The sequence below is a fragment of the Roseicella sp. DB1501 genome (assembly GCF_013112485.1).
In the GTDB taxonomy this organism is placed as follows: Bacteria; Pseudomonadota; Alphaproteobacteria; order Acetobacterales; family Acetobacteraceae; genus Paracraurococcus.
In genome coordinates, this window is sequence record NZ_JABFHG010000018.1 from 42,293 (window position 1) to 60,914 (window position 18,622).

Below are 18,622 nucleotides of genomic sequence, written 5' to 3' on the forward strand. Positions count from 1 at the left end.
GCAAGCGCCCGAGTGAGCGAGCGCAGGATCGAATGGCAGCCGCGAAAATCGACTGGTTCAAGCGCAAGGCTCTTTAATTGGCTTGCCAGATGACGGTTCCCGCCGTCATCGAGTAAACCAAGGAGAACTTATGCAAGCACGACCACTCACCGGCACCGTCAAATGGTTCAATCACACCAAGGGGTACGGCTTCATCGAACCTGACGCCGGCGGCAAGGACGTCTTCGTCCACATAACAGCCGTCGAAAAATCCCGCTTGCCAACTCTCAATGAGGGCCAGCGTGTCCAGTTCGAGGAGGAGATCAGGAACGGCAAGAACGCGGCCTCGAACCTGCAGCTGGTGTGATGCCCCTCTTCCCTCCAGGCCAATACGGCGTGCTGTACGCTGACCCGCCCTGGCGCTTCGAACTGCGATCCGATCGGGGGGAAGACAAGTCGCCGCAAGCCCACTACGGCTGCATGGACCTCCAGGCCCTCAAGGCGATGCGGGACCAGGTCGTCTGGGCGACGGCGCCCGATGCGGTCTGCATCATGTGGGCGACCTTCCCGATGTTGCCCCAGGCAATCGATCTCATGGCCTGCTGGGGCTTCAGCTACTGCACCGGCGGCCCATGGAACAAGCTGACCAGTACGGGCGTGGAAGCCTTCGGCACTGGCTACGTCCTGCGGTCGGCGTCCGAGCTGTTCCTGATCGGCACACATGGCAGCCCGAAGATTAAGAACCGCAGCACTAGGAACGTGCTTTTCACTGGCGACCTTCCCGATGACCTTCGCCATCTAGGCGTCTCCGCCAGCACGATCCGGCGCGAGCATAGCCGGAAGCCGGATGAGATGATCCCCCTGATCGAGGGCTTGTTCGAGGGGCCATACCTTGAGCTGTTCGCAAGGCAGCAGCGGCCAGGATGGGCGGTCTGGGGCAATGAGGTCGACAAATTCAGCGACGCGGCATGACCTTCCAGATCACCATCACCTACCGCGAACCCAACCCCGACGGCTCGCCACGCACCGACACGGTGACCTGCAGCACCAAGGTCGAGCTCGAGGCACGGTATGCGGCGCTGTGTAAGCGGGCGGGCGTGGTCAGTGTGAAGGTGGGGTATGGGGACGCTGGCTGACTAACTGCTAAGTGGCGGGAGGTCCTTGGCATAAGTGATGGACAATCAGTTGATTGATGGCCGCACAATCGGTACACCGCTATTAGGATGCCGCATCTATCCAGTTTCTGCTCAATCCAGCCACTCGACGCATCTGATTAATTTCCTTATGTCGCCTGCCATGGCAAGTCGAACACAACCACACCACATCTAACGGCTTCATATAATTTTCATGATGGGCTTGCACGCCTTGGCTATGGGTCAATCCGCACCGCTCACAATCACAAGGAACAAGCATTCCATATTTCATGGCTTGCCATACAATAAAATGGCAAGCGTTTTTCACGCGATTTCGACCAACCCATTCTTTTTTATGCTGACGATTAGCTTGACGCTTAACCGCATTCTTTCGTCGTTGATCCTTAACCCGCCGTCGCGCGCCTTGACGGTGTGGCAAATCGGCCCTGATCCTATCATAAGCTCGTATCTCATCAATATTTTCAAGCCTATGCTTTGCCACTCTCTTTTTTGTACATTCCTTGCAGATGTTCAGGTACCCATCTGCCATCTTATTGTGCTTATAATATTCCGACAGAGCCTTAGTTAAACGACACCGGGCACAACATTTCATATTATCTCCTTCTGCAAGGAGATAATATTACCATTGCGATGTCAGACTGTACAGTTAGAACGGATTAGAAGGGGATTATATCCTCGTCGATAAACACGCCCCACTCCGCTCCCGGATTGCTTGGCGCCGCAGCCTTCACATCAGGCTCGACCGCTGCCGGCGTATAATCCTCCTTGAGGATGCGGAGATGCTCGCCTTCCTTCCGCACGAGAATCCGGCTGGGCTGCGGGTAGGGCATGTTGAGAGCCTCATCGACAGTGTCCGGGGGAAGCCGCGGCATCCGTCCCTTGTGCCATTCGACGGCCTTCTGGCGGGCGAAGCCGCCATGCTCGAAGCAGAGCCACCGGCTGATCATCTTGCCGTTCAGGGTGTGGTACGAGATTTTCAAGCTCGGCGGCCTGCCCGCTTTCTCATGCCGCATCTGCGTCATGCCGATCACGTCGAGCCATTCCGGGGCGATCTGCGTGCTCAGGATCGGGTTGCTGTAAGACTGGGCCGCGATCCTGATCTCCGGCGGCGGGAAGTCCCGCCCGCAATCCGGGCAGGATCTCGCTCCGGCATGACAGACGGCGTGGCAGTGGTCGCAGACCCGGACAGGCGCCTCGCCGCCGCCCTTGCCAGGCCTGCGGGGCTTGATCTGGTCGATGGGACCGAACCTGCCGGCGTTGTTGGCGTGATCGAGGTAGAGGCAGTTTTCCTTCCCAGGAAACGTCCTGCTGCCACGTCCCAGCATCTGGACGTAGAGCCCGGCGCTGGCGGTCGGACGCAAGCCCGCGATCAGGTCGATGCGCGGAACGTTGGTGCCTGTCGTCATGATGTCCCGGTTGGCGACAGCGCGCAGCTTGCCGTCCTTGAACGCGCGCAGGATCTGGTCGCGCTCCGCCGGCGGCGTTTCCCCCGTCACCACGGCGCACTCGATCCCATGAGCGCGAATGGCTTCTGCGACCTTATGGCTGTGGTCCACCCCGGCGCAGAAGCAAAGCCAGGTACCGCGATTGGCGCCATACTGCACGATCTCGGCGACGGCGGTTCTGGTGACCTCGTCGACATTGACAGCCGCCTCCAGCTCGCCGGCGATGAACTCCCCTCCTCGCTTATGGACACCGGACACGTCCAGCCTGGTTTCCATGTGCTTGGGGATCACCTCGCACAGGTACTTTTCCCGGATGGCGTCCAGGATGCCGTACTCGTAGGCGATATCCTCGAACAGGCGATCGTCGCCCTCGACGAGGCTGCCGGAATCAAGGCGGTAGGGCGTGGCCGACAGTCCGATGACCCGCATATGCGGATTGATCGTGCGCAGGTCGGCGATAAAGCGATCCCACATGGTCTGCGCATTCCGGCTTACGGTATGCGCCTCGTCGATGAGCAGGACATCGCAGCGCTGGATGTCGAATGCCTTGTTGTAGACGGACTGGATGCCGACAAACAGGATGCTGGCATCGAGGTCGCGCCTGTTCAGCCCGGCGCTGTAAACGCCGGCGGGGGCGCCAGGCCATAAGTTGATGAGCTCGAGATAGTCCTGCGACACCAGGTCGCGGCTGTGCGTGGCGATGACGATCCGTGTCTCCGGCCAGGCCTGCAGGGACCGCATGCAGAAATCGGCGATAACATAGGATTTGCCGCAGCCGGTCGGGATCACGACGAGCAGGTTGTTGTCGCCGGCGTAGAGCCGCGTCATCACGGCTTCATTCGCCGCTTTCTGGTACGGCCTAGGCTCCATGGCAGGAGCCTCTGAAGCGGCACATGCGACATAGATAGAAGTCCGCCTTCCCGATTTTCTCGGGCGGCTCCTTCGCGCTGGCGATGCGGCGGGCTTTCTGAACCAGCGCTTCGGCGAGGATTGGATCGCACTCGGTGCGGCAGCTGTCGACGTCGCGCCCGCCCGGCGTACAGACCGTGAGATAGTGTCGCGTCAAACTGAAATAGCGCATGTAGATCTGGGCCTGCGCATGCCAAACCACATCGAAGTTCCTGAGCGCCAGCTTTTCGCCGAACGTCGCCTTCGCTTTTTGGAATTCCTTAAATTTGCGTTCGTTGACTGCTTTGTTTTCCCAAATCGACGGCGTGACCGGCTGCTGTACTAAACCGCGCACGACACCGTCTATGTGCCCCTTGAAATCACCGTCCTCGAAGCCCCACTGCGTTCCGTCATCCTTGTGCGTCCAGAGTTCGACGCCGGGCACCAGGCGCAGGCGGGACGCAATCAGCTCCTCGGAGCGGTGACCGTCCTCGATGGCGAACAGGCCGGTCGACGGGATGGGTTCGGCCGGATAGCCATGAAAGCCGTACCAGATCTTGCGGGCGCAGGGATCGCCGATCGAGCTGGCGCCGATATAGCGGCGCGCGGGTTCCGCAGCGGCGCGTTCCTCGCAGGCGCGTCGCATGGCTTCAAGCGTCGGATCGAAATACTCAGGCAATGCGACCATGGCGAACGGACAGGAAAGGAGCGGCCCGAAGGCCGCTCCCCCACACCCCTACTTCCGTGCCGCTGCCCAGGGAGCAGCGCTCGTAGCCGCGGCAGCCCCGGACGCAGGCGCTGCCGCAGAGGGCGTGTTCGACAAGGCCCTGTACTTCTTGATGCGGTTGCCGGGTCCGTAGTCACCCTTGGCCGGCGTGACGGTGACATCGATCAGCATGCGGCGATCATGCAGGTCTTCCGACCGGCTGACCGTCGTCCGGCCGACCGCACGGGTGATCTCGCCCAGCGTCTCGAATGCGATCTTGCGGGCGTCCTCGCTGGCATTGTTGAGGTTGAGCCGCTCGAAGATCTTGCGGCCTGTGTATTCGCCGTCGACGATCTCGACCGTCAGCACGACCTGCGAGCCGGTCGGGTCCTTTGAGTTGGGACCGTTCTGCTTTTCCTCGCTGGCCGTAATCATGGCCGTGTAGGTGGCAGGCGGGACGGGGGTGTAATCCGAGCGTTCCGGGATGTCGTTGGCGTTAATAGGCGATGCGAATTGAACCATATTCTTGCGTCCTTCAATGTTAGATGTTTGATTTAGGTATTATCCACTTTTTCAAGCGAATTCGGTTGCCCCTGATTGAAATAGGGGATCGCTCCGGCTATGACGCCCCAGAACGACCCCTCGTAATCGAAAGGTATTTCGGCGGGCAGAGCGAAACGTGACTTAGCGCGGAACGCGGGGCGCTCCTGGGTGTAGAGCAGGCGCTCCCCAGACCCGACCGCCCGCTTCCGGTCCTTGTTGAACCCGCCGGTGCTGTCCTTGGTCACCGCCACGTAGTAATTGGCGTACAGGACGATGTCGGCATATTCCAGCAGCAGTCCGGCCGCGCTGACATTCTTGCCTTCCTGCAGCTTGATGCCGACACGGTCGTAGGCTTCAGTTTCGGGGTTCTCGTATCGTTTGACCTGAGCATGCGCGATCTGAATGATCGTCATCTCTTTCTGGTCGTTCAGGTAATCCAGCGCGGTCAGGTATTCGCGCCAGAGATCGAGCGCCATGCTGTAGCCCTTGCCGTACCCGCCGCCGGCTTTCTCGATGGTGTTGACGGCGTTTTCCTTGCAGACCTGGGCCCAGATCAGCGGTTCCAGCCAGTCGACTGAATCGACGACAAGCGTATGCCGGTCATGATCCTGCGTCGCCAGCTCGCCCAGATAAGCCATGACCTCCTGAAAGGTCTTGGCCAGGGGGAACTTCTGCACCCCGGCCTGGCCGGTCAGGCCCTTCTCGGTCTGAATGAAGATGGGCCGGTCGGCCATGGCGCCGAAGCGCGTCTTGCCGACACCCTCGGGACCATAAATCAGGATCCGTGGCGGCAGGGGTTTTTCGATCTCAAGCGAAAGGGCCATGTTATTCGCCTCCCTTCCGCTTGATCACCAGATTTGCCCTGCCAGGCGTCACGGTGCGGGCAGGCTCGAATTGCTGACAGATCGCCACCGGCCATGCCTTGTATTTTGATTCCGGCACGCCGTACTCGACGGTCATATACTCAGCTGGATCAGCGCCATTCGCGCGGATATCGGCATGGATCGCAGCCAGCTTGTCCTGATCCCATTCCACTTTCTTCGGGACAGTGACCGACAACGTCAGGTCATCTTCCGTCAGATTGACCGCGCCGAAAGCGTCGCCCTTGGTTTTGTATAGATCGGCGATGTCCGATTCGTAGCGGCCAAGAATTTCGGCTTCGATGGCTTTTTCTTCGTTCGCCAGTTGAGCCTTCTCGACCTTGATGGCGTCGAGGCGGTCGGCCAGAGCAGACAGGGAATTAACTTCCCTCGGTTTTAATACAGCTTCCATATGTGCGTCCTTAAAGTTTGTATTGAATATGCCGAGGCTATAATTCATTATGTTGCGTGTCAATAACAAAAGCGGTACAAATTCACACCATGTCAAAAATTCAAATGTGCTTTCTTCATATACCGATTGCGAAGGCAGAAATGGCGCGGATCGATCGTGCAAAAGCCAGAAGCCCGCTCAGGAGCAAGGCCGAATTCGTCCGCCTTTTGATCGATAAGGCTCTCAAGGAATATGAGGTCCCTGATGCCAAACCCTGACGTCGAGCCGCATCAGCGAGAGGCCATGATCTTTGCCGGGGCTATGGTCGGTGAATATCTGGAATCGATCGGGCAAACTGATTTGGCGAAGCTTGATGCCGAACAGTGGCAAACCTTTCTTGAGGTCGTCTGCCTGAATTACTATGTCAAGGTGAATATATTAGCGCCATGCCCGTTTTAGGTTGGCGTGAATTCGACGGCAGAGAGAACCCTAAAGCCGTAAGTCCGGCCCTGCGCAGCCTTTTGGTTTACGAAATACGCCACATGACGAAGATCTGGAACCCGGCTTCAGCCGTAAAGGAACTCGGTTGGGCCTGACCGGTCCAGAAGGAAGGCCATAATCGCTACCTTTGCGGCCGCACCGGCGGCTCCCGTGTGTCCGCCAGGTGGCAGATCGCGGCCCTCAGCCCAGCCAGCCTAGCCCTCAATCACCCTGTATATCTTCGTCTTGCCATCCCGATTGATGTCGATCCGGCCGATCTCGTGCAGCGTCGATTCGACGGTATCGAGATCCCTCGGCTTCATGCGCAGGCGATGGTTCATCTGGCTGCGGGTCATGCTGCCGGCGCTGACCAGGATCTGCATGAACTGAGAGCAGGTCTTCTCGAAGTCGCTGTCGTACATGTTCTCGGTGGCGAACTTCATCATGAAGCGGATGCTCGCGCCGACCATCGACTTCCCGGTCTCGATGTCGGCGCCGGTCAGAACCGGCCGCTTGTGATCGCGGGCAATCGAGAAGATCATGGCGACCTTCAGCACGTTTTCCCGGTAACGGACCCAGAGCGCCCCCATGCCGCTCGCCTGGTGCGTTTTGATCATCTCGTCCTGGACGCGGTAGAGCTGGTTGACCTCCTCCGCCATGTCGCCGAGTAGGACGGTGACCTTCTCGGGCACGATGATGTCCGGCCCCCTGGCGAAGGACCCCTCCGGCGCGAACTGCGCCCAGCGGGTGACCAGGTGCTCCGGCGGGTCGACGCTGTTGGCCTCGAAGTTCGGTTCCGGAAAATCGGTGGCGGACTTCAGGACGACGAAGCGATTGAGCTCGCCCGACGCGATCGCCGACTTCCGCATCGCCTCGGCGTAGCTGCCCATCGTCGTGGTGCCGTAGATGCAGAGGTTGGGCTCGATCAGCGTCATGCGGTCGTCCGGCTTCCCGGCGAGCAGGCCGCCGATATATTCGGAGTCCGAGCTCGAATAGAGCTTGGTGAAGATGGACGATATCTCGCGCTGATACCCAGGCGCCTTGGGATCGAACAGCGCGCGCATGAACAGCCCGATCTCGTCGATGTTGGCGAGGATGGAGGGCTTCTGCTTGAGCTCCATCATCAGGCCGGGGCCCGACCGGACCTCGTCCGGCCCGGAGAACTGGCCAAGCCCCGCCATCGTCATCAGCTTCTTGACCCGCTTGCGGCTGTTGTCCTTGCCCTGGCCTGATTCGGCGATGCCGACCATGTAGATGTTGGTGCGGGTGCCGAGCTTCTGCAGGGCATAGCGGCGGCCGAAGACCGCCCCCAGCGCGGCGACGATGTTCATCGTCGTCAGCTCGGGCTGCACCTTGAAGGCCGTGCTGTTGATCCATTGCAGGGTGTCGCCGATCAGGCCGGAGATCGCCGGGGCGGCATTCACCTCGGGCAGGGGCGCCGGCGCCTGCACTGCCCGTCCGCGGCCCAGCGTCGCCGCGAATTCCCGGAAATCGATGCCATCGATGTTGGAGAGGTCGAGCGGTTGGCTCGGTTGGTCCGCCGGCTTCCAGCCCCAGCTTTGCGCCATATGGACCAGGGAGCCGAAGGAGATGCCGGCGCCGACGCGGAAGGATTGCCAGCGCCTGGCCGTCTCGCCCTGCTGGTATTTGGTCCCGCCGCGCGACCAGTTGTCCCAGATCGAAAGGGGCCAGCCCGCGTCGTTCAGCGCCATGCCGACCGCGAGCCAGTCGTCGTGCGAACAGTCCGGCGGGATGCATTCCAGCATGGTCAGGACATCGTTGACGGACCAGTCCGCATCGGGCGCCTCGACATTGCACGCGCTCAGATGGTCCTGCGGCGGCCGGACGGGCTCCGCCATAACGATATCCATGAGCCAGGCCGGGGCGTGGCTTATGGGCGCGTGCATGGCCTCCCAGCGGTAGGGCGTGCCGCTGGCGTGGATCGATGGCGGCGCGACGATGTAGCCGCCGTCCCCCCTGGTATCGAGGTTGCGGCCGATCTTGGAGGCCCGGGACCGGACCCGCCCTGTCGCCGGCATGCGGAACAGGAGGTGTTTCCCCTTCCCCGTGATGCTGGTCAGGGTCGCCGGCAGCTTGCCGTGCTGCCGTTCCAATCCGGCGAGGGACGCCATCCCGTCATCGCCATCGACGTCCAGCACCCAGAAGCCGGACGCCGCGCCGGTGGCGATGCCGAGGTTCAGGTTGGTCCGGGTGCGCCACAGCGCCAGGATCGACGCCGCATCCTTGCGGGCGTCATGGAGCCCGTGTTCGCAGGCCGGCACCTTCGAGCGCGGCTCGACCGGGAAGACCGCCCACCCTCGTTGCCCATACTCAATCGCTATTCGCTCGGTAGACATTCCGGAATGAAAAACCCTTTGGCGCGCGCTCCCATCCGGGTTGAGCGGACGGAAACGCGCACCAAAGGGTTTGGTGTGAAAAACAGAATCAGATGCTCAACCCATCCGCTGGAACGGGATTGTGCTGAAACAAGGAAACCATGGAAAGAGGGAAAAATCGGGTTAAAGGGAAACGCAACATTATTCGCTTATTCCGTCAAATTGGGGTTTACCATAAAGAAAACCACACAAACCACGAGCAAACCGCAGAGTTTTCTGTGGTTTGCTTTTCGGTGTTTATTTTCCATAGAGCGGCTCTATCTTATTGATATTTAAGATATATATTGATATGATATAAGGTGTAAGACTGGGTCAGAATCTAAATCCGCACAATCCGCATATGACTTACCCTGAATTTAGACTTATGGGAAAGGGTCTATATGGGCCTGGGTGTGTATAGGAAGCTGCGGTTTTGCGTTTTTCTCGTTTTTTGGCAGATTTCCGCGGGGTTGTAGCCACATAGCGGGCCCGATTTTGGTCTGCGGATTGCGGTTTGCCTTTTTTCCTTGATGCCTTGGTTCTTTTAAAATACATTTACCGCGTATTTTAGTTTACCTGGTGCCTTTGTGTTTGAAGTTCGATACGACATACCTCCTCCAGTTCCCCGGATCGCTTTTGCCTCGGGTTACATCGATTTCCTTGTTTCCCTGGGACCCGGAGCCAGTTTTGAAATCGAGCCCCGTCTCCGCTCGAAGGCGATCAGCAATGCCAAGAAGGCCGGGCTGCAGGTGCGCACCCGCAAACAACCCAACGGCATGGTCCGGGTCTGGCGGCTGGCATGACCCTTTTCCTCGGCAGAGATCCCGCTGCTGTCGACAACCCCTGGCACGAATGGCAGCTGCAGGCTTTCTGTATTCAAGAAGCCCGCCGCGCCGGCTACCTGGTCCATGGCGATCAGAACGGCGCGCACAAATCCAGCACCTCGGCCTCGATGGCCAAGGCGACGGGCATGCAGCCGGGCTGGCCCGATCTCTGCTTCGCCGTGCCCGTCTGCCCGATCTGGATCGAGCTGAAGACCGCTGACGGCCGGCTCTCCACCGCCCAGCGCGACGTCCACGCCCACATGGCCGCCATGGGCTATCCCGTGCACACCGTCTATGCCGATTGCCCGGCCTCGGCCTGGTCCCAGGTCAGCGCCCTGCTGCCTGATCCGACAGTTTTTAGAGCCATGCGCGCGCGGGACGAGGCATGACCCGTCACGTTCTGGAAAACCTGAACGGCCGACGCTTCCGCTGCCGCGCCATCATCGAGCGCTTCGGGACCAAGAACGCCTTCCGTGGCCCGCCGCTGACAACGCTGCTGCTACGTGACGTCACTGACCCCATGACCGGCGCTGTCCTGACCGAGCATCTCTGGTTCACCGCCGGCAATTGGTCGGAAGGCCTGCAGCCAGGCGACGCCATCGAGTTCGAAGCGCGGGTGACGGAATATTTGAAGGGATACCGCGGTCGGCGCGATGACGTTTGGGGTGCGCCTGTGCGCGTCGACTATCGCCTAGAGCGGCCAACTCAGGTGAGGAAGATCGCCGAGCCAGACCTGTCAGCGGGTGCGCTGTTCGAGGTGCCCGCATGATCCTCATCCGCCGCATCGACGACTTCCTGCTCGACCGCGTTTTCCAGCCGATCGTGGACCACTTTCCAGATGCAGGGCCTGCGGGGGTGGCGCGGTTCTTTCTGACGGGTGCAGCGATGATCGGTATCGCGTCCGACCTGCAAAGGAAGATGTTCCTTTTGCAAATGTAGTCACATTTATGCATGTATAAGCATATGAAGCTTTCAGTTTGGGCGAGACAACAAGGAATATCGTACACGACGGCTTGGCGCTGGTTTCGAGATGGCAAAATGCCGTGCCACGCCTATCAGACCTCGTCAGGGACGATTATTGTTGTTCCAACTGGCCCAGAAAGCGTGCCAATTGCTAAAACGTAAGGCGCACGTCTACCGTCTGTGTCCAACCGCTGAACAAGCGCGAACTCTGACGCAATGGATTGGCTGCACGCGGCTTGCCTACAACCTGGCGCTTGAGCAGCGAAAGACATTTTTTCGACCTGGCCGCTCTTTCAACATTGCAAGTCAAAGCCGAGACATAACGGCGCTTCGCGCAGATTTTGACTGGATCAGATCTGCGCCCGCCCAACCTCTTCATCAGGCTATTAGAGATCTGGATCGGGCATATCAAAACTGGTGGTCAGGGCGAGCAAAAGCGCCTACGCCGCGTAAACGTGGTGTCCATGATTCAATGCGCTTTACTGATTCAGAAACGCTTTCCTTCTGCCGCCTTTCCCGCCATGTCGGCAAGGTGAAAATACCTAAGCTCGGTTGGGTTCGCCTGCGCTGGGACAAGCGCATCCCCGGCACAGTGAAGAATATCACCATCTCGCATAAGGCAGGCCAGTGGTTCGTCTCGGCGCAGTATGAATATGAAGCGCATGAGCCAGCAAACTCCAACCTGCCGTCAGTCGGTATAGACCGTGGCGTGGCCCTGTTCGCGGCACTATCAGATGGCAGAGTCATCGAAGCCGCTAATCCTGGCCGTAAGGCACAGAAGGCTCTAGCCCGCGCACAACGCCGATTATCTCGCAAGAAAAAAGGCAGCAAGAACCGGGCAAAACAGCGTTTGCGCGTGGCTAAAATCCACGCCCGCATTGCCCGCTGCCGCAAAGATTTCCTTCACAAGCTCTCCCATGACATAGCCAGTAACTACGGCCTGGTCGCATTGGAGAAGCTTGAGGTCAGGAATATGACACGCTCTGCCAAAGGGACGAAAACCAAGCCCGGCAAGCGTGTCAGACAGAAGGCCGGAATGAACCGCTCTATCCTCGATCAGGGGTGGGGCATGTTCGGCGACATGCTGGCTTACAAACTGGCAGACAGAGGCGGAACGCTGGTCAAGGTGCCAGCCCACCACACCAGCCAGACATGCAGCGCCTGTGGTGCGGTCGATGTGGCAAGCCGCGTCAGCCAATCCAAGTTCTGCTGCACCAGCTGCGGCCATGAGGCCAACGCCGACATAAACGCGGCGATTAACATCTTACGGCGGGCGGACAGTCCGTTGCTGCCTGTGGAGGCTGTGGGTTGCCACGCCGATGAAGCAGGAACCATCCAGAGGGCTGCATAATGCGGAACTCGGGAAAACTCGGCTCATTGGGGCCAAGAGGATGTCAGTGGTACACCGTCGCCTGCGACCGTCATCCGCCGCGTCGCCGGGTTCATGTCTGGCAGCGCCTTCGCGACTTGGTGCCCGCATGATCAACGCCTGCAAGAAGGTCACCTACACGACCCGCGCCGAGGCCAAGAAAGCCGCCCAGGCCGTGGCGAGCCGGTTCGGCGGCAAGCGGACGCCCTATGCCTGTCACGAGTGCGGGCTGTGGCACCTGACCAGCCAGCGGCCGGGGGATTTCAGGGAGAAGAAGAAGCAGTGGCGGCGTGCGGTGAAGGCCGATAGCGCGAATATTAACCGGACCGCCGCGGCGGAGAAAGAAGGAGACTGTGCCTGAGACTATCCAGGATGAGGTCAATCATCCAAAGCATTATACCAGCGATCCCAGCGGCATCGAGTGCATTACCGTCGTCCGCCACCGCAGTTTCAACGTCGGGAACGCGATCAAGTATCTCTGGCGCGCCGGGCTCAAGGACGAAGCCAAGACGATCCAGGATCTCCGTAAGGCGATCTTCTACATCAACGACGAGATCGAGCGGCTGAAGGCTGCGGGGGTGGCTGAATGAAAGCCACTCTGATCGACAAGATGGGTACAGACCTGACCGTCGTTAATGCGGCGCGGGTCAGCTTCGCAAAGCAAAGTTCATGGCGGGAAGACGATGAGACTGACTGGCTGCATAACCCGTTTTCGGACAACCAGACCCTACGTGATGCCGACGCCAAGTTGATCGGCTATCTCGCCCGGCACAACCACTGGACATGCTTCGGTCACTGCCAGGCGCAGTTCCATGTCAAGGCGCCGATCTTCGTCGCCCGCCAGCTCGTCAAACATCAGGTCGGTCTGGTCTGGAACGAGGTTAGCCGGCGGTATGTCGACGACGAGCCGGAATTCTGGATGCCGGACCAGTGGCGCGCCCGCCCCGATGCTTCCATCAAGCAAGGCTCAGGCGGTGTGCTGGACGACGAGGCGCAGGAAAGCTGCCTTTGGCTGGTCGACCACCTCTCGGCCCAAGCGCGCACGGTTTACAATGATCTTTTGCGCACTGGCGTCGCCCCTGAACTGGCCCGCATCGTCCTGCCCATCAACGCCTATACCGAGTGGTACTGGACAGGCAGCCTCGCCGCGTGGGCACGGGTGTGCAAGCTGCGACTGGATCCGCATGCCCAGAAGGAAACGCGCGATGTCGCGCAGCAGATCAGCGATGCGATGGTCGAGGCGTTTCCGGTGAGTTGGCAGGCGTTGGTGGGAAGTGCGACTACAGAGCAAAGCGAGACATGAGCCCGCCGCCATCCTTCGCCAAGGAATCGGATCCCTGCACCGCTATCATCGCGGCGTTGCCATGCAAGTTAGGAATCGATGAAACCCCGTACGGCGACAGCGACCTGACAAGCCGCGGCACCAGCCGCGAGCCACGCAGCGTAGCTGTTCCACCGCGACTGACCTTTGAGGGTCTCCAGGACGTCGAACCTCCGGCCAGACGCATCCTCGTCGTAGACATCGCCGCCAAGCACGCCCCCGAGGCCGACGTTTGGCGGGGCTGGTACCTGAAATCTCGCCGAGCGCACCCAGGCTATGGCGGAAAGCGATCCGAATATGGCCGTCGCGGCGTTGAGCGTCGAGGCCAACACGTCAATGGTCATGCTGAAGCTTCAATCCTCAGGCCGATCCGGCCAGGCCAACACCCAGCGCTCGGCTGCCCTGACCTTGTCGGGGACGCTGACATCGAACTCCACGATGCCGGCCAGCGACCTCGGCGTGCCGTACCGGCCTCTGAACAGCGTGGCGCAGCCATTGCGCTGATCCCAGATCAGCTGGAACTCCAGCTCATCACTGCGTCGCAACGTATACCCCTGCGCCTTCCGCTCGGCGCCAACCGTCAGTCTCGGCATCACGCGACTCGTCCAACCCGGCTGGATCAAAAATTACACGGCATGCAGTTTTCGGGAAGATCACGGACTATTTCAAAAACGCACATGGAGGAAATGGAATGAGATTGTTTGATCGATTGCGAGGAACGAGACCGGTTCCGCCAAAGACCGTCCGCATCGAACCCGTGACCGGGCCGATCGCAGATCTCTGTGCGGATATCAGGGCGCATCCGGGGGAGTATGAGTGGGATTTGGGTGCAGCCATTCCCATCGATAGGATCCGGAACAAGACCGACAAGCACCTCGCCATCGGCAGGCATTCGTATGTCGCCAGTGGTGAAGAAAAACTCGTCAGAGAGGCATTCGCCGCTTTCGAGGAGCACATGTACCTTGCCCTCAAAGCCCAGACCGAAGCGACACAAGCCGAGCGTCGACGCGATCTTGCCGACCGCCTCGCCAAGGTGAAGGCGGGGCGGAATCGCTATCCGAATTTGGGCGCATACCTGGACGAGCCACTCCAACCGGTCACCCTCACCGATGCAGAGCGCGATGCCTTTCGCGTGCAAGCAGACCGCGAACCCAACACTCGCTGGACCGACCTCGACGGCAACCCGCATCCGACACGCGCTGCCATGCGCGCGGCTGATAAAGCGATCAAGGCGAGACGCGCTGGCAGGAAGCGTCCGAAGGACTTCGATTTTCTGGTGGATAAGCCGAAGTGCCTGCCACTGGATAAGCCCATGCGCAGAGGTGGGTGAGCATGACTTGGTCCTGCATTCTCGGCTTCCACGACTGGTCCGCATGGTGGGACGGCGGGCAGCAGCAGGGCTGGTGGGACGCTTGCTATCCCCTCCAGCGCAGGCAATGCAATCAGTGCGGATTTATTCAGGACAGGCGGACGACGCCATGACCGCCGACGCACCTCTGTCCATCACCGCTCTCCGCCACCTCGCCCGTCAAGCTTGCCGCGAAGCCGAGCGGTTCCAAGCAAAGGAATGCCGTCCGATCCGGATACTGTTCTGCACGATACGTCGGCGGCACCGCTGGACCCGCTGGGAGTCGCGCTGGCACCAGCCCGTAGCAAGGGAAAGCGTCGAGTTCGGATCGGTCTTCCTGACGCATGAATGCCAGCGTTGCTCTCACATCGAGATCAAACGGATCGATGCGCCGGGGAGGATATTATCAAATCGGACTTGAAAGCCCCAGCCGCGCTGAAAGCACGAGCTTCACGGCTGTAAGAACGTCATCGAAAACATTCATGACTTCCTCATTGCCACCGTGATGCATGATTTTGCTGCGGATATCGTAGGCCTTTTTCATTTTTCGGGCGAGAGCTTCACGTGCATCCTGTTCCAATGGCGCCTCGTCTCGGATCAGCTGTTGAATGCGCAGATTAATTGACTGCTCTTCGCTGAAACCAATTTGGCTGAGCACACCCTGAACTTCTCTTCTCTCAACCTCGGTAGCGCCCTGCTTCATAAACTCCAGCTTCTCCCTAAATCCACCGAGCGCAGCAATCAGCGCATCGTGGCGCTTTGGCCGCGGTGCCATAATTTCCAGTGCCATGATGAGTGTGAGAAATCGCGCCCGATTGGATGCCTCATGAAACGTCTCGAGATAAAGCTCAATCGCGGTTGCTGTCTTATCGTCAATCGCTGGCGGCTCCGCTACAAGACCGGAACGGAGTGCTTCCTCCGCAAAAGACCAACCAGTGCTTCCAGAGCCGCGGCCGGGATTTAATATCCAAAAAGAGATTTTCTTATCGTTTGGGTAGATGCAGTAGCCGTCTGCGTCAGCTCGTCCATCGTGCCGATTTGACGGATCTAGTTGCCTATCGAGATAATGCACCTTATTTTTGGAGAACGCGCTCCTGAAAGCAATGTGGTATTTGAGAGCCAGAGAATAGAGAGCAAGCTTAAGCTTTTTGACAAAGTCCTCCGCCGCATCTTCGCTTTCAAAGCCCTGAGCGACAAAGATTAACCATGGCCAATCCTTTTTTACCGTAACCGTAATCCCATCGACAACGATTGACGGCTCGGCATCCAGCCCCTGAATAGGAGCTTCAGCCTGTACCTTCACCGATAGCCGCAGCGTATACCCCATTAACTCACCTCCTCCGCCCGCCCCCATGTCCGATCCCGCGATGAAAGTGCGTCCGCCCTCCGATGCGGCCGACATACCCAACGCTGATCGATGACCCGAACCAGGGACCGTAATAGCCGACCGGGTAGGCATATGGCCCATAATAGGGCGAGTAGTACCGCGAGACCGGAAAGGCCTGCAGGCGATTGCCGCTGGCGCTCATGCACTGCGCATAGGCGATATCGTAGCGCTGCTGCAGCCCGAGCTTCGGATCAACGACGGCCGGCGCCGTTCCTGCGGCAGGGAGGCCATAGCCGATTTGTCCCGCGGCATAGGCGCGGCAGGCGGCGTCCTCACTGCGGAACTGGGCGAGATCCTTCCCGTCAGGTGGCAGCGAGAGGATGCCCGGTCCTGTTGGTGGACCCGACGCGCAGGCGGCAAGCGAAAGCACCGCACAGAGAACAAGCAGGTGCTTGGCAGCAGTCATGACGAACCTCCCTGGTGAGCGTTCATATGGTCCCGGGAAGCCAGTTGGCGCGGATACTCGACGATCATTTTCCTAGCATTGCCTGAATTGAATGAACCGTCATCAATGCTCTGTAACGACTTCCGATCAGCAAGTTGCGATTGTGTCCCTGACCGTCGTGACACCGCCGGCCGGACAGCTATGGTCGGTCGAGCGACCAAGGGAAACGTCATGACCGTAATTGGAAAAAGAGGCACGCCACTCGACGATGGCTTTCGCTCCAGGCCCTTCGTCAAAGCGAAGCAGCAGCTTTTTCCACCCCGCCTCTGGCGATGGGAAATCCGTGCCGAGGGTGACGATCAGCCCCACCAGGCTTCGCCCTATGCCTATCGCTCAGCCCATGACGCCTGGGAGGCCGGCCGAGACCCGCTGGATCGCATCCTTCGACGGCGGTCCTGCCTTCGCGGCGCGGCTGCAATCGCCGCTCCGGCGCTGCAGCAATCCTAACCGCTCCGCGCCCCAGACCATGAAGCGTCATCGACGGTGACGTCGAGACCGTACGGGCGTTTGCAAAATGTCGGCCGGGCTGGCAAGGCGGCCGCTGGCGTGTGGTTTCACAACGTTCAAAAATTTACGAACACTGAGCCCCACCAATATTTAGCGAATGATCCATGGTCAAATGGTGGCACACGAACGATAAGTTTAATAGGATATGCCGCGACCATCGTAGCCATTAAGCCAGCAAAGCAGGCAATAGTGGTCACGTACGCCAAAACGAAGGCGGCCACACTCTGCGCTATCGTTGATTTTAACAAATCCCTCATTGCACGCCACGCCTTAACTCCCCAAACCGTCATCAAAGCAACCATTGCAAAATTAAAGACTTGCCAAGCATTATACCAGAACGATGGGAAGGCTCCGGAGAGCGGAACTCGCATTTCCCAAGCCTCGTTCTTTGCACCGGGGAAGGTTGTGACTATTTGCATTGAAAGCGAATTTCGTAGATCCCCGGAGTTATGCTCCGCCACCGATTTTATCATTGCGTCTATGAATGGTTGAACAGCATACAGTGGAATTGTTAAAACCGTTACGCCCGCAAAGAAATAAAGCGACCAAATTATTGAGAGTTCTAATGGTAAGCGCTTGCCAACAATTAACCACGAAAGAGAGACAAGAACCGCGAATAATGCCGACATGAAAAATCCAGCCACCAGGTATTTTGCAAACTCGTCAAAATCTCGTCCAGTTTGAGATGGATTAAACAAATACGAAGCCGAAAGCGCCAATGTTAATACAGCCAGACAGCCCGACCACTTATCTCCCTCCAAACTCATCTGCGCGCATAGGTGCTTTCTGGGTGAGGATACGAGTGACACCATATCCTGCACCAGCATCGGAATTTTTGGCAAAAATGATAATAGTTTTTCGAACATTAATCTCTCCGCCGTTTGCGAAATGTGCGATCATCCCCTTTTAATGACGCAGGAAGCCGAGCGGGTGATTTTCATTCTCACCTCACCGCCACCTCCAGCGTGAACGGTCCCGGCGGCGTCCGCCGGAAGGTCTGGTAGACGCTGATCGTGTAGGTCCGCGCCTTGGTTTTGAACTGATAGTCGCTCTGGTTGTCGACGACGTCAGGGATCGTGAAAGCGGTGTCGGGTCCGCCCCGCGTCAGGCGCACCCGTGCGGTCTGCCCCGGACCGGTCTCGAGCAGAAAGCAGGCGCTGGTGGCGCCGGCGTCCATGTTGGTGGCTGTCCCCGACACCGTTGCCGACGAGGCCCCGCGCGCGAAGCGGATCGGCGTGCACTGCCCCTGGGCGAGCGCGGACGGCGCATGGGCCGCTATGGCGGCGGTGAGGAAGGCAAGCCTGGCGATGGTGGGCATGGGTGGCTCCCGTGGCGGAGCCCGCATCGAAGCATCAATGCTTATCGCTTCTCCATCTTCGCCCGCGACCGCGCCAGGACATCGTCGCTGACCTCGGCAACGTAAGTCGGGCTGACGCCGGGGGCCTGTCCCTCGATCTGCGCCTTGAGCGTATCCACCTGGCCTTTCCACTGGCCAGATACAAAACCGGCCCCGATACCGATCACAAAACACATCACAGGCAATACAGCTTTCATCGTTTCCTCCGTTGTTTTAAGCCGCGTGATGCGGCGATAACGGACGATAATCCCCAGCCGGTTAAGAACTGGTAAACGCAGCC

At 59.1% G+C, this 18,622-nt stretch carries 26 protein-coding genes; 12 read left to right on the forward strand and 14 right to left on the reverse strand.

Features of this window, described 5'->3' with window-relative positions:
* The first annotated feature begins 130 nt into the window (after positions 1-130).
* From HJG45_RS25505 to HJG45_RS25515, 3 genes are read left to right on the forward strand one after another with little or no spacing between them, the layout of a single operon-like run.
* Positions 131-346, forward strand: a complete 216-nt coding sequence (locus HJG45_RS25505; RefSeq protein WP_171616380.1) for a cold-shock protein — start codon at positions 131-133, stop codon at positions 344-346.
* A complete protein-coding gene (locus HJG45_RS25510; RefSeq protein WP_171616382.1) occupies positions 346-951 on the forward strand; it encodes an MT-A70 family methyltransferase in 606 nt (201 codons plus the stop codon). The genes HJG45_RS25505 and HJG45_RS25510 overlap by 1 nt, the downstream gene beginning before the upstream one ends.
* Positions 948-1,115: a hypothetical protein gene (locus tag HJG45_RS25515; protein WP_171616384.1), complete on the forward strand. Its 168-nt coding sequence runs from the start codon at positions 948-950 to the stop codon at positions 1,113-1,115. Before HJG45_RS25510 ends, HJG45_RS25515 begins: the two co-directional genes overlap by 4 nt.
* Before the next feature lie 674 nt (positions 1,116-1,789).
* Here the strand turns inward: HJG45_RS25515 and HJG45_RS25520 are convergent.
* The 5 genes from HJG45_RS25520 to HJG45_RS25540 are packed head-to-tail and all read right to left on the reverse strand — an operon-like array spanning position 1,790 to position 5,987.
* Positions 1,790-3,448, reverse strand: a complete 1,659-nt coding sequence (locus tag HJG45_RS25520; protein ID WP_302479813.1) for a DEAD/DEAH box helicase — start codon at positions 3,446-3,448, stop codon at positions 1,790-1,792.
* Positions 3,438-4,154: a hypothetical protein gene (locus HJG45_RS25525; RefSeq protein WP_171616388.1), complete on the reverse strand. Its 717-nt coding sequence runs from the start codon at positions 4,152-4,154 to the stop codon at positions 3,438-3,440. Before HJG45_RS25525 ends, HJG45_RS25520 begins: the two co-directional genes overlap by 11 nt.
* Before the next feature lie 48 nt (positions 4,155-4,202).
* The gene (locus tag HJG45_RS25530; protein WP_171616390.1) at positions 4,203-4,694 is read right to left on the reverse strand and encodes a DUF669 domain-containing protein; all 492 of its coding nucleotides are present in this window, start codon (positions 4,692-4,694) and stop codon (positions 4,203-4,205) included.
* Between the two features lie 32 nt (positions 4,695-4,726).
* Positions 4,727-5,539, reverse strand: coding sequence for an ATP-binding protein (locus HJG45_RS25535; RefSeq protein ID WP_171616392.1), 813 nt, complete (start codon positions 5,537-5,539; stop codon positions 4,727-4,729).
* A gap of 1 nt (position 5,540) precedes the next feature.
* Positions 5,541-5,987, reverse strand: coding sequence for a hypothetical protein (locus tag HJG45_RS25540; RefSeq protein WP_171616394.1), 447 nt, complete (start codon positions 5,985-5,987; stop codon positions 5,541-5,543).
* A gap of 243 nt (positions 5,988-6,230) precedes the next feature.
* Between HJG45_RS25540 and HJG45_RS25545 the strand changes: the two genes are divergently transcribed.
* Positions 6,231-6,425, forward strand: a complete 195-nt coding sequence (locus HJG45_RS25545) for a DUF6511 domain-containing protein (protein ID WP_171616396.1) — start codon at positions 6,231-6,233, stop codon at positions 6,423-6,425.
* Between the two features lie 236 nt (positions 6,426-6,661).
* Here the strand turns inward: HJG45_RS25545 and HJG45_RS25550 are convergent, their stop codons facing one another.
* Complete coding sequence (locus HJG45_RS25550; RefSeq protein WP_171616398.1) at positions 6,662-8,803, reverse strand: bifunctional DNA primase/polymerase; 2,142 nt, start codon at positions 8,801-8,803, stop codon at positions 6,662-6,664.
* 817 nt (positions 8,804-9,620) lie between these two features.
* Between HJG45_RS25550 and HJG45_RS25555 the strand changes: the two genes are divergently transcribed.
* The 7 genes from HJG45_RS25555 to thyX all read left to right on the forward strand — a co-directional run bounded on the left by HJG45_RS25555 (position 9,621) and on the right by thyX (position 13,280).
* Entirely contained in the window at positions 9,621-10,034 is a 414-nt protein-coding gene (locus HJG45_RS25555) for a VRR-NUC domain-containing protein (protein ID WP_171616400.1), read from the forward strand.
* Positions 10,031-10,414: a hypothetical protein gene (locus tag HJG45_RS25560; RefSeq protein WP_171616402.1), complete on the forward strand. Its 384-nt coding sequence runs from the start codon at positions 10,031-10,033 to the stop codon at positions 10,412-10,414. The genes HJG45_RS25555 and HJG45_RS25560 overlap by 4 nt, the downstream gene beginning before the upstream one ends.
* A complete protein-coding gene (locus tag HJG45_RS25565; protein WP_171616404.1) occupies positions 10,411-10,584 on the forward strand; it encodes a hypothetical protein in 174 nt (57 codons plus the stop codon). The genes HJG45_RS25560 and HJG45_RS25565 overlap by 4 nt, the downstream gene beginning before the upstream one ends.
* A 142-nt stretch (positions 10,585-10,726) precedes the next feature.
* Positions 10,727-11,959, forward strand: a complete 1,233-nt coding sequence (locus tag HJG45_RS25570; RefSeq protein WP_171616406.1) for an RNA-guided endonuclease TnpB family protein — start codon at positions 10,727-10,729, stop codon at positions 11,957-11,959.
* 127 nt (positions 11,960-12,086) lie between these two features.
* On the forward strand, positions 12,087-12,338 hold the full coding sequence (locus HJG45_RS25575; RefSeq protein WP_171616408.1) for a hypothetical protein: 252 nt from the start codon (positions 12,087-12,089) through the stop codon (positions 12,336-12,338).
* Positions 12,331-12,567, forward strand: a complete 237-nt coding sequence (locus HJG45_RS25580; protein WP_368040681.1) for a DUF3310 domain-containing protein — start codon at positions 12,331-12,333, stop codon at positions 12,565-12,567. Before HJG45_RS25575 ends, HJG45_RS25580 begins: the two co-directional genes overlap by 8 nt.
* The gene (thyX, locus tag HJG45_RS25585) at positions 12,564-13,280 is read left to right on the forward strand and encodes an FAD-dependent thymidylate synthase (protein ID WP_171616410.1); all 717 of its coding nucleotides are present in this window, start codon (positions 12,564-12,566) and stop codon (positions 13,278-13,280) included. Before HJG45_RS25580 ends, thyX begins: the two co-directional genes overlap by 4 nt.
* Positions 13,281-13,348: 68 nt before the next feature.
* Here the strand turns inward: thyX and HJG45_RS25590 are convergent, their stop codons facing one another.
* Together HJG45_RS25590 and HJG45_RS25595 are read right to left on the reverse strand one after the other, a co-directional pair.
* Positions 13,349-13,642, reverse strand: a complete 294-nt coding sequence (locus HJG45_RS25590) for a hypothetical protein (RefSeq protein WP_171616412.1) — start codon at positions 13,640-13,642, stop codon at positions 13,349-13,351.
* 9 nt (positions 13,643-13,651) lie between these two features.
* Positions 13,652-13,891, reverse strand: a complete 240-nt coding sequence (locus HJG45_RS25595) for a hypothetical protein (protein WP_171616414.1) — start codon at positions 13,889-13,891, stop codon at positions 13,652-13,654.
* A gap of 164 nt (positions 13,892-14,055) precedes the next feature.
* Here HJG45_RS25595 and HJG45_RS25600 point away from each other — a divergent pair, with 164 nt between their 5' ends.
* Positions 14,056-14,628: a hypothetical protein gene (locus HJG45_RS25600; protein WP_171616416.1), complete on the forward strand. Its 573-nt coding sequence runs from the start codon at positions 14,056-14,058 to the stop codon at positions 14,626-14,628.
* A 424-nt stretch (positions 14,629-15,052) separates the two neighbouring features.
* Here HJG45_RS25600 and HJG45_RS25605 read toward each other — a convergent pair whose 3' ends face one another.
* From HJG45_RS25605 to HJG45_RS25630, 6 genes are all read right to left on the reverse strand, one after another.
* Positions 15,053-15,973, reverse strand: a complete 921-nt coding sequence (locus tag HJG45_RS25605; RefSeq protein ID WP_171616418.1) for a HEPN domain-containing protein — start codon at positions 15,971-15,973, stop codon at positions 15,053-15,055.
* A 4-nt stretch (positions 15,974-15,977) separates the two neighbouring features.
* Positions 15,978-16,439, reverse strand: a complete 462-nt coding sequence (locus HJG45_RS25610; RefSeq protein WP_174890574.1) for a glycine zipper family protein — start codon at positions 16,437-16,439, stop codon at positions 15,978-15,980.
* Positions 16,440-16,565: 126 nt separating this feature from the next.
* Entirely contained in the window at positions 16,566-16,787 is a 222-nt protein-coding gene (locus tag HJG45_RS25615) for a hypothetical protein (protein WP_171616420.1), read from the reverse strand.
* Positions 16,788-17,041: 254 nt separating this feature from the next.
* Positions 17,042-17,851 (reverse strand): hypothetical protein, encoded by an 810-nt coding sequence (locus HJG45_RS25620; protein ID WP_171616422.1) that lies wholly within the window; start codon positions 17,849-17,851, stop codon positions 17,042-17,044.
* A 77-nt stretch (positions 17,852-17,928) separates the two neighbouring features.
* Entirely contained in the window at positions 17,929-18,303 is a 375-nt protein-coding gene (locus HJG45_RS25625; RefSeq protein WP_171616423.1) for a hypothetical protein, read from the reverse strand.
* A gap of 41 nt (positions 18,304-18,344) precedes the next feature.
* Entirely contained in the window at positions 18,345-18,539 is a 195-nt protein-coding gene (locus tag HJG45_RS25630; RefSeq protein WP_171616425.1) for a hypothetical protein, read from the reverse strand.
* Positions 18,540-18,622 lie beyond the last annotated feature (83 nt).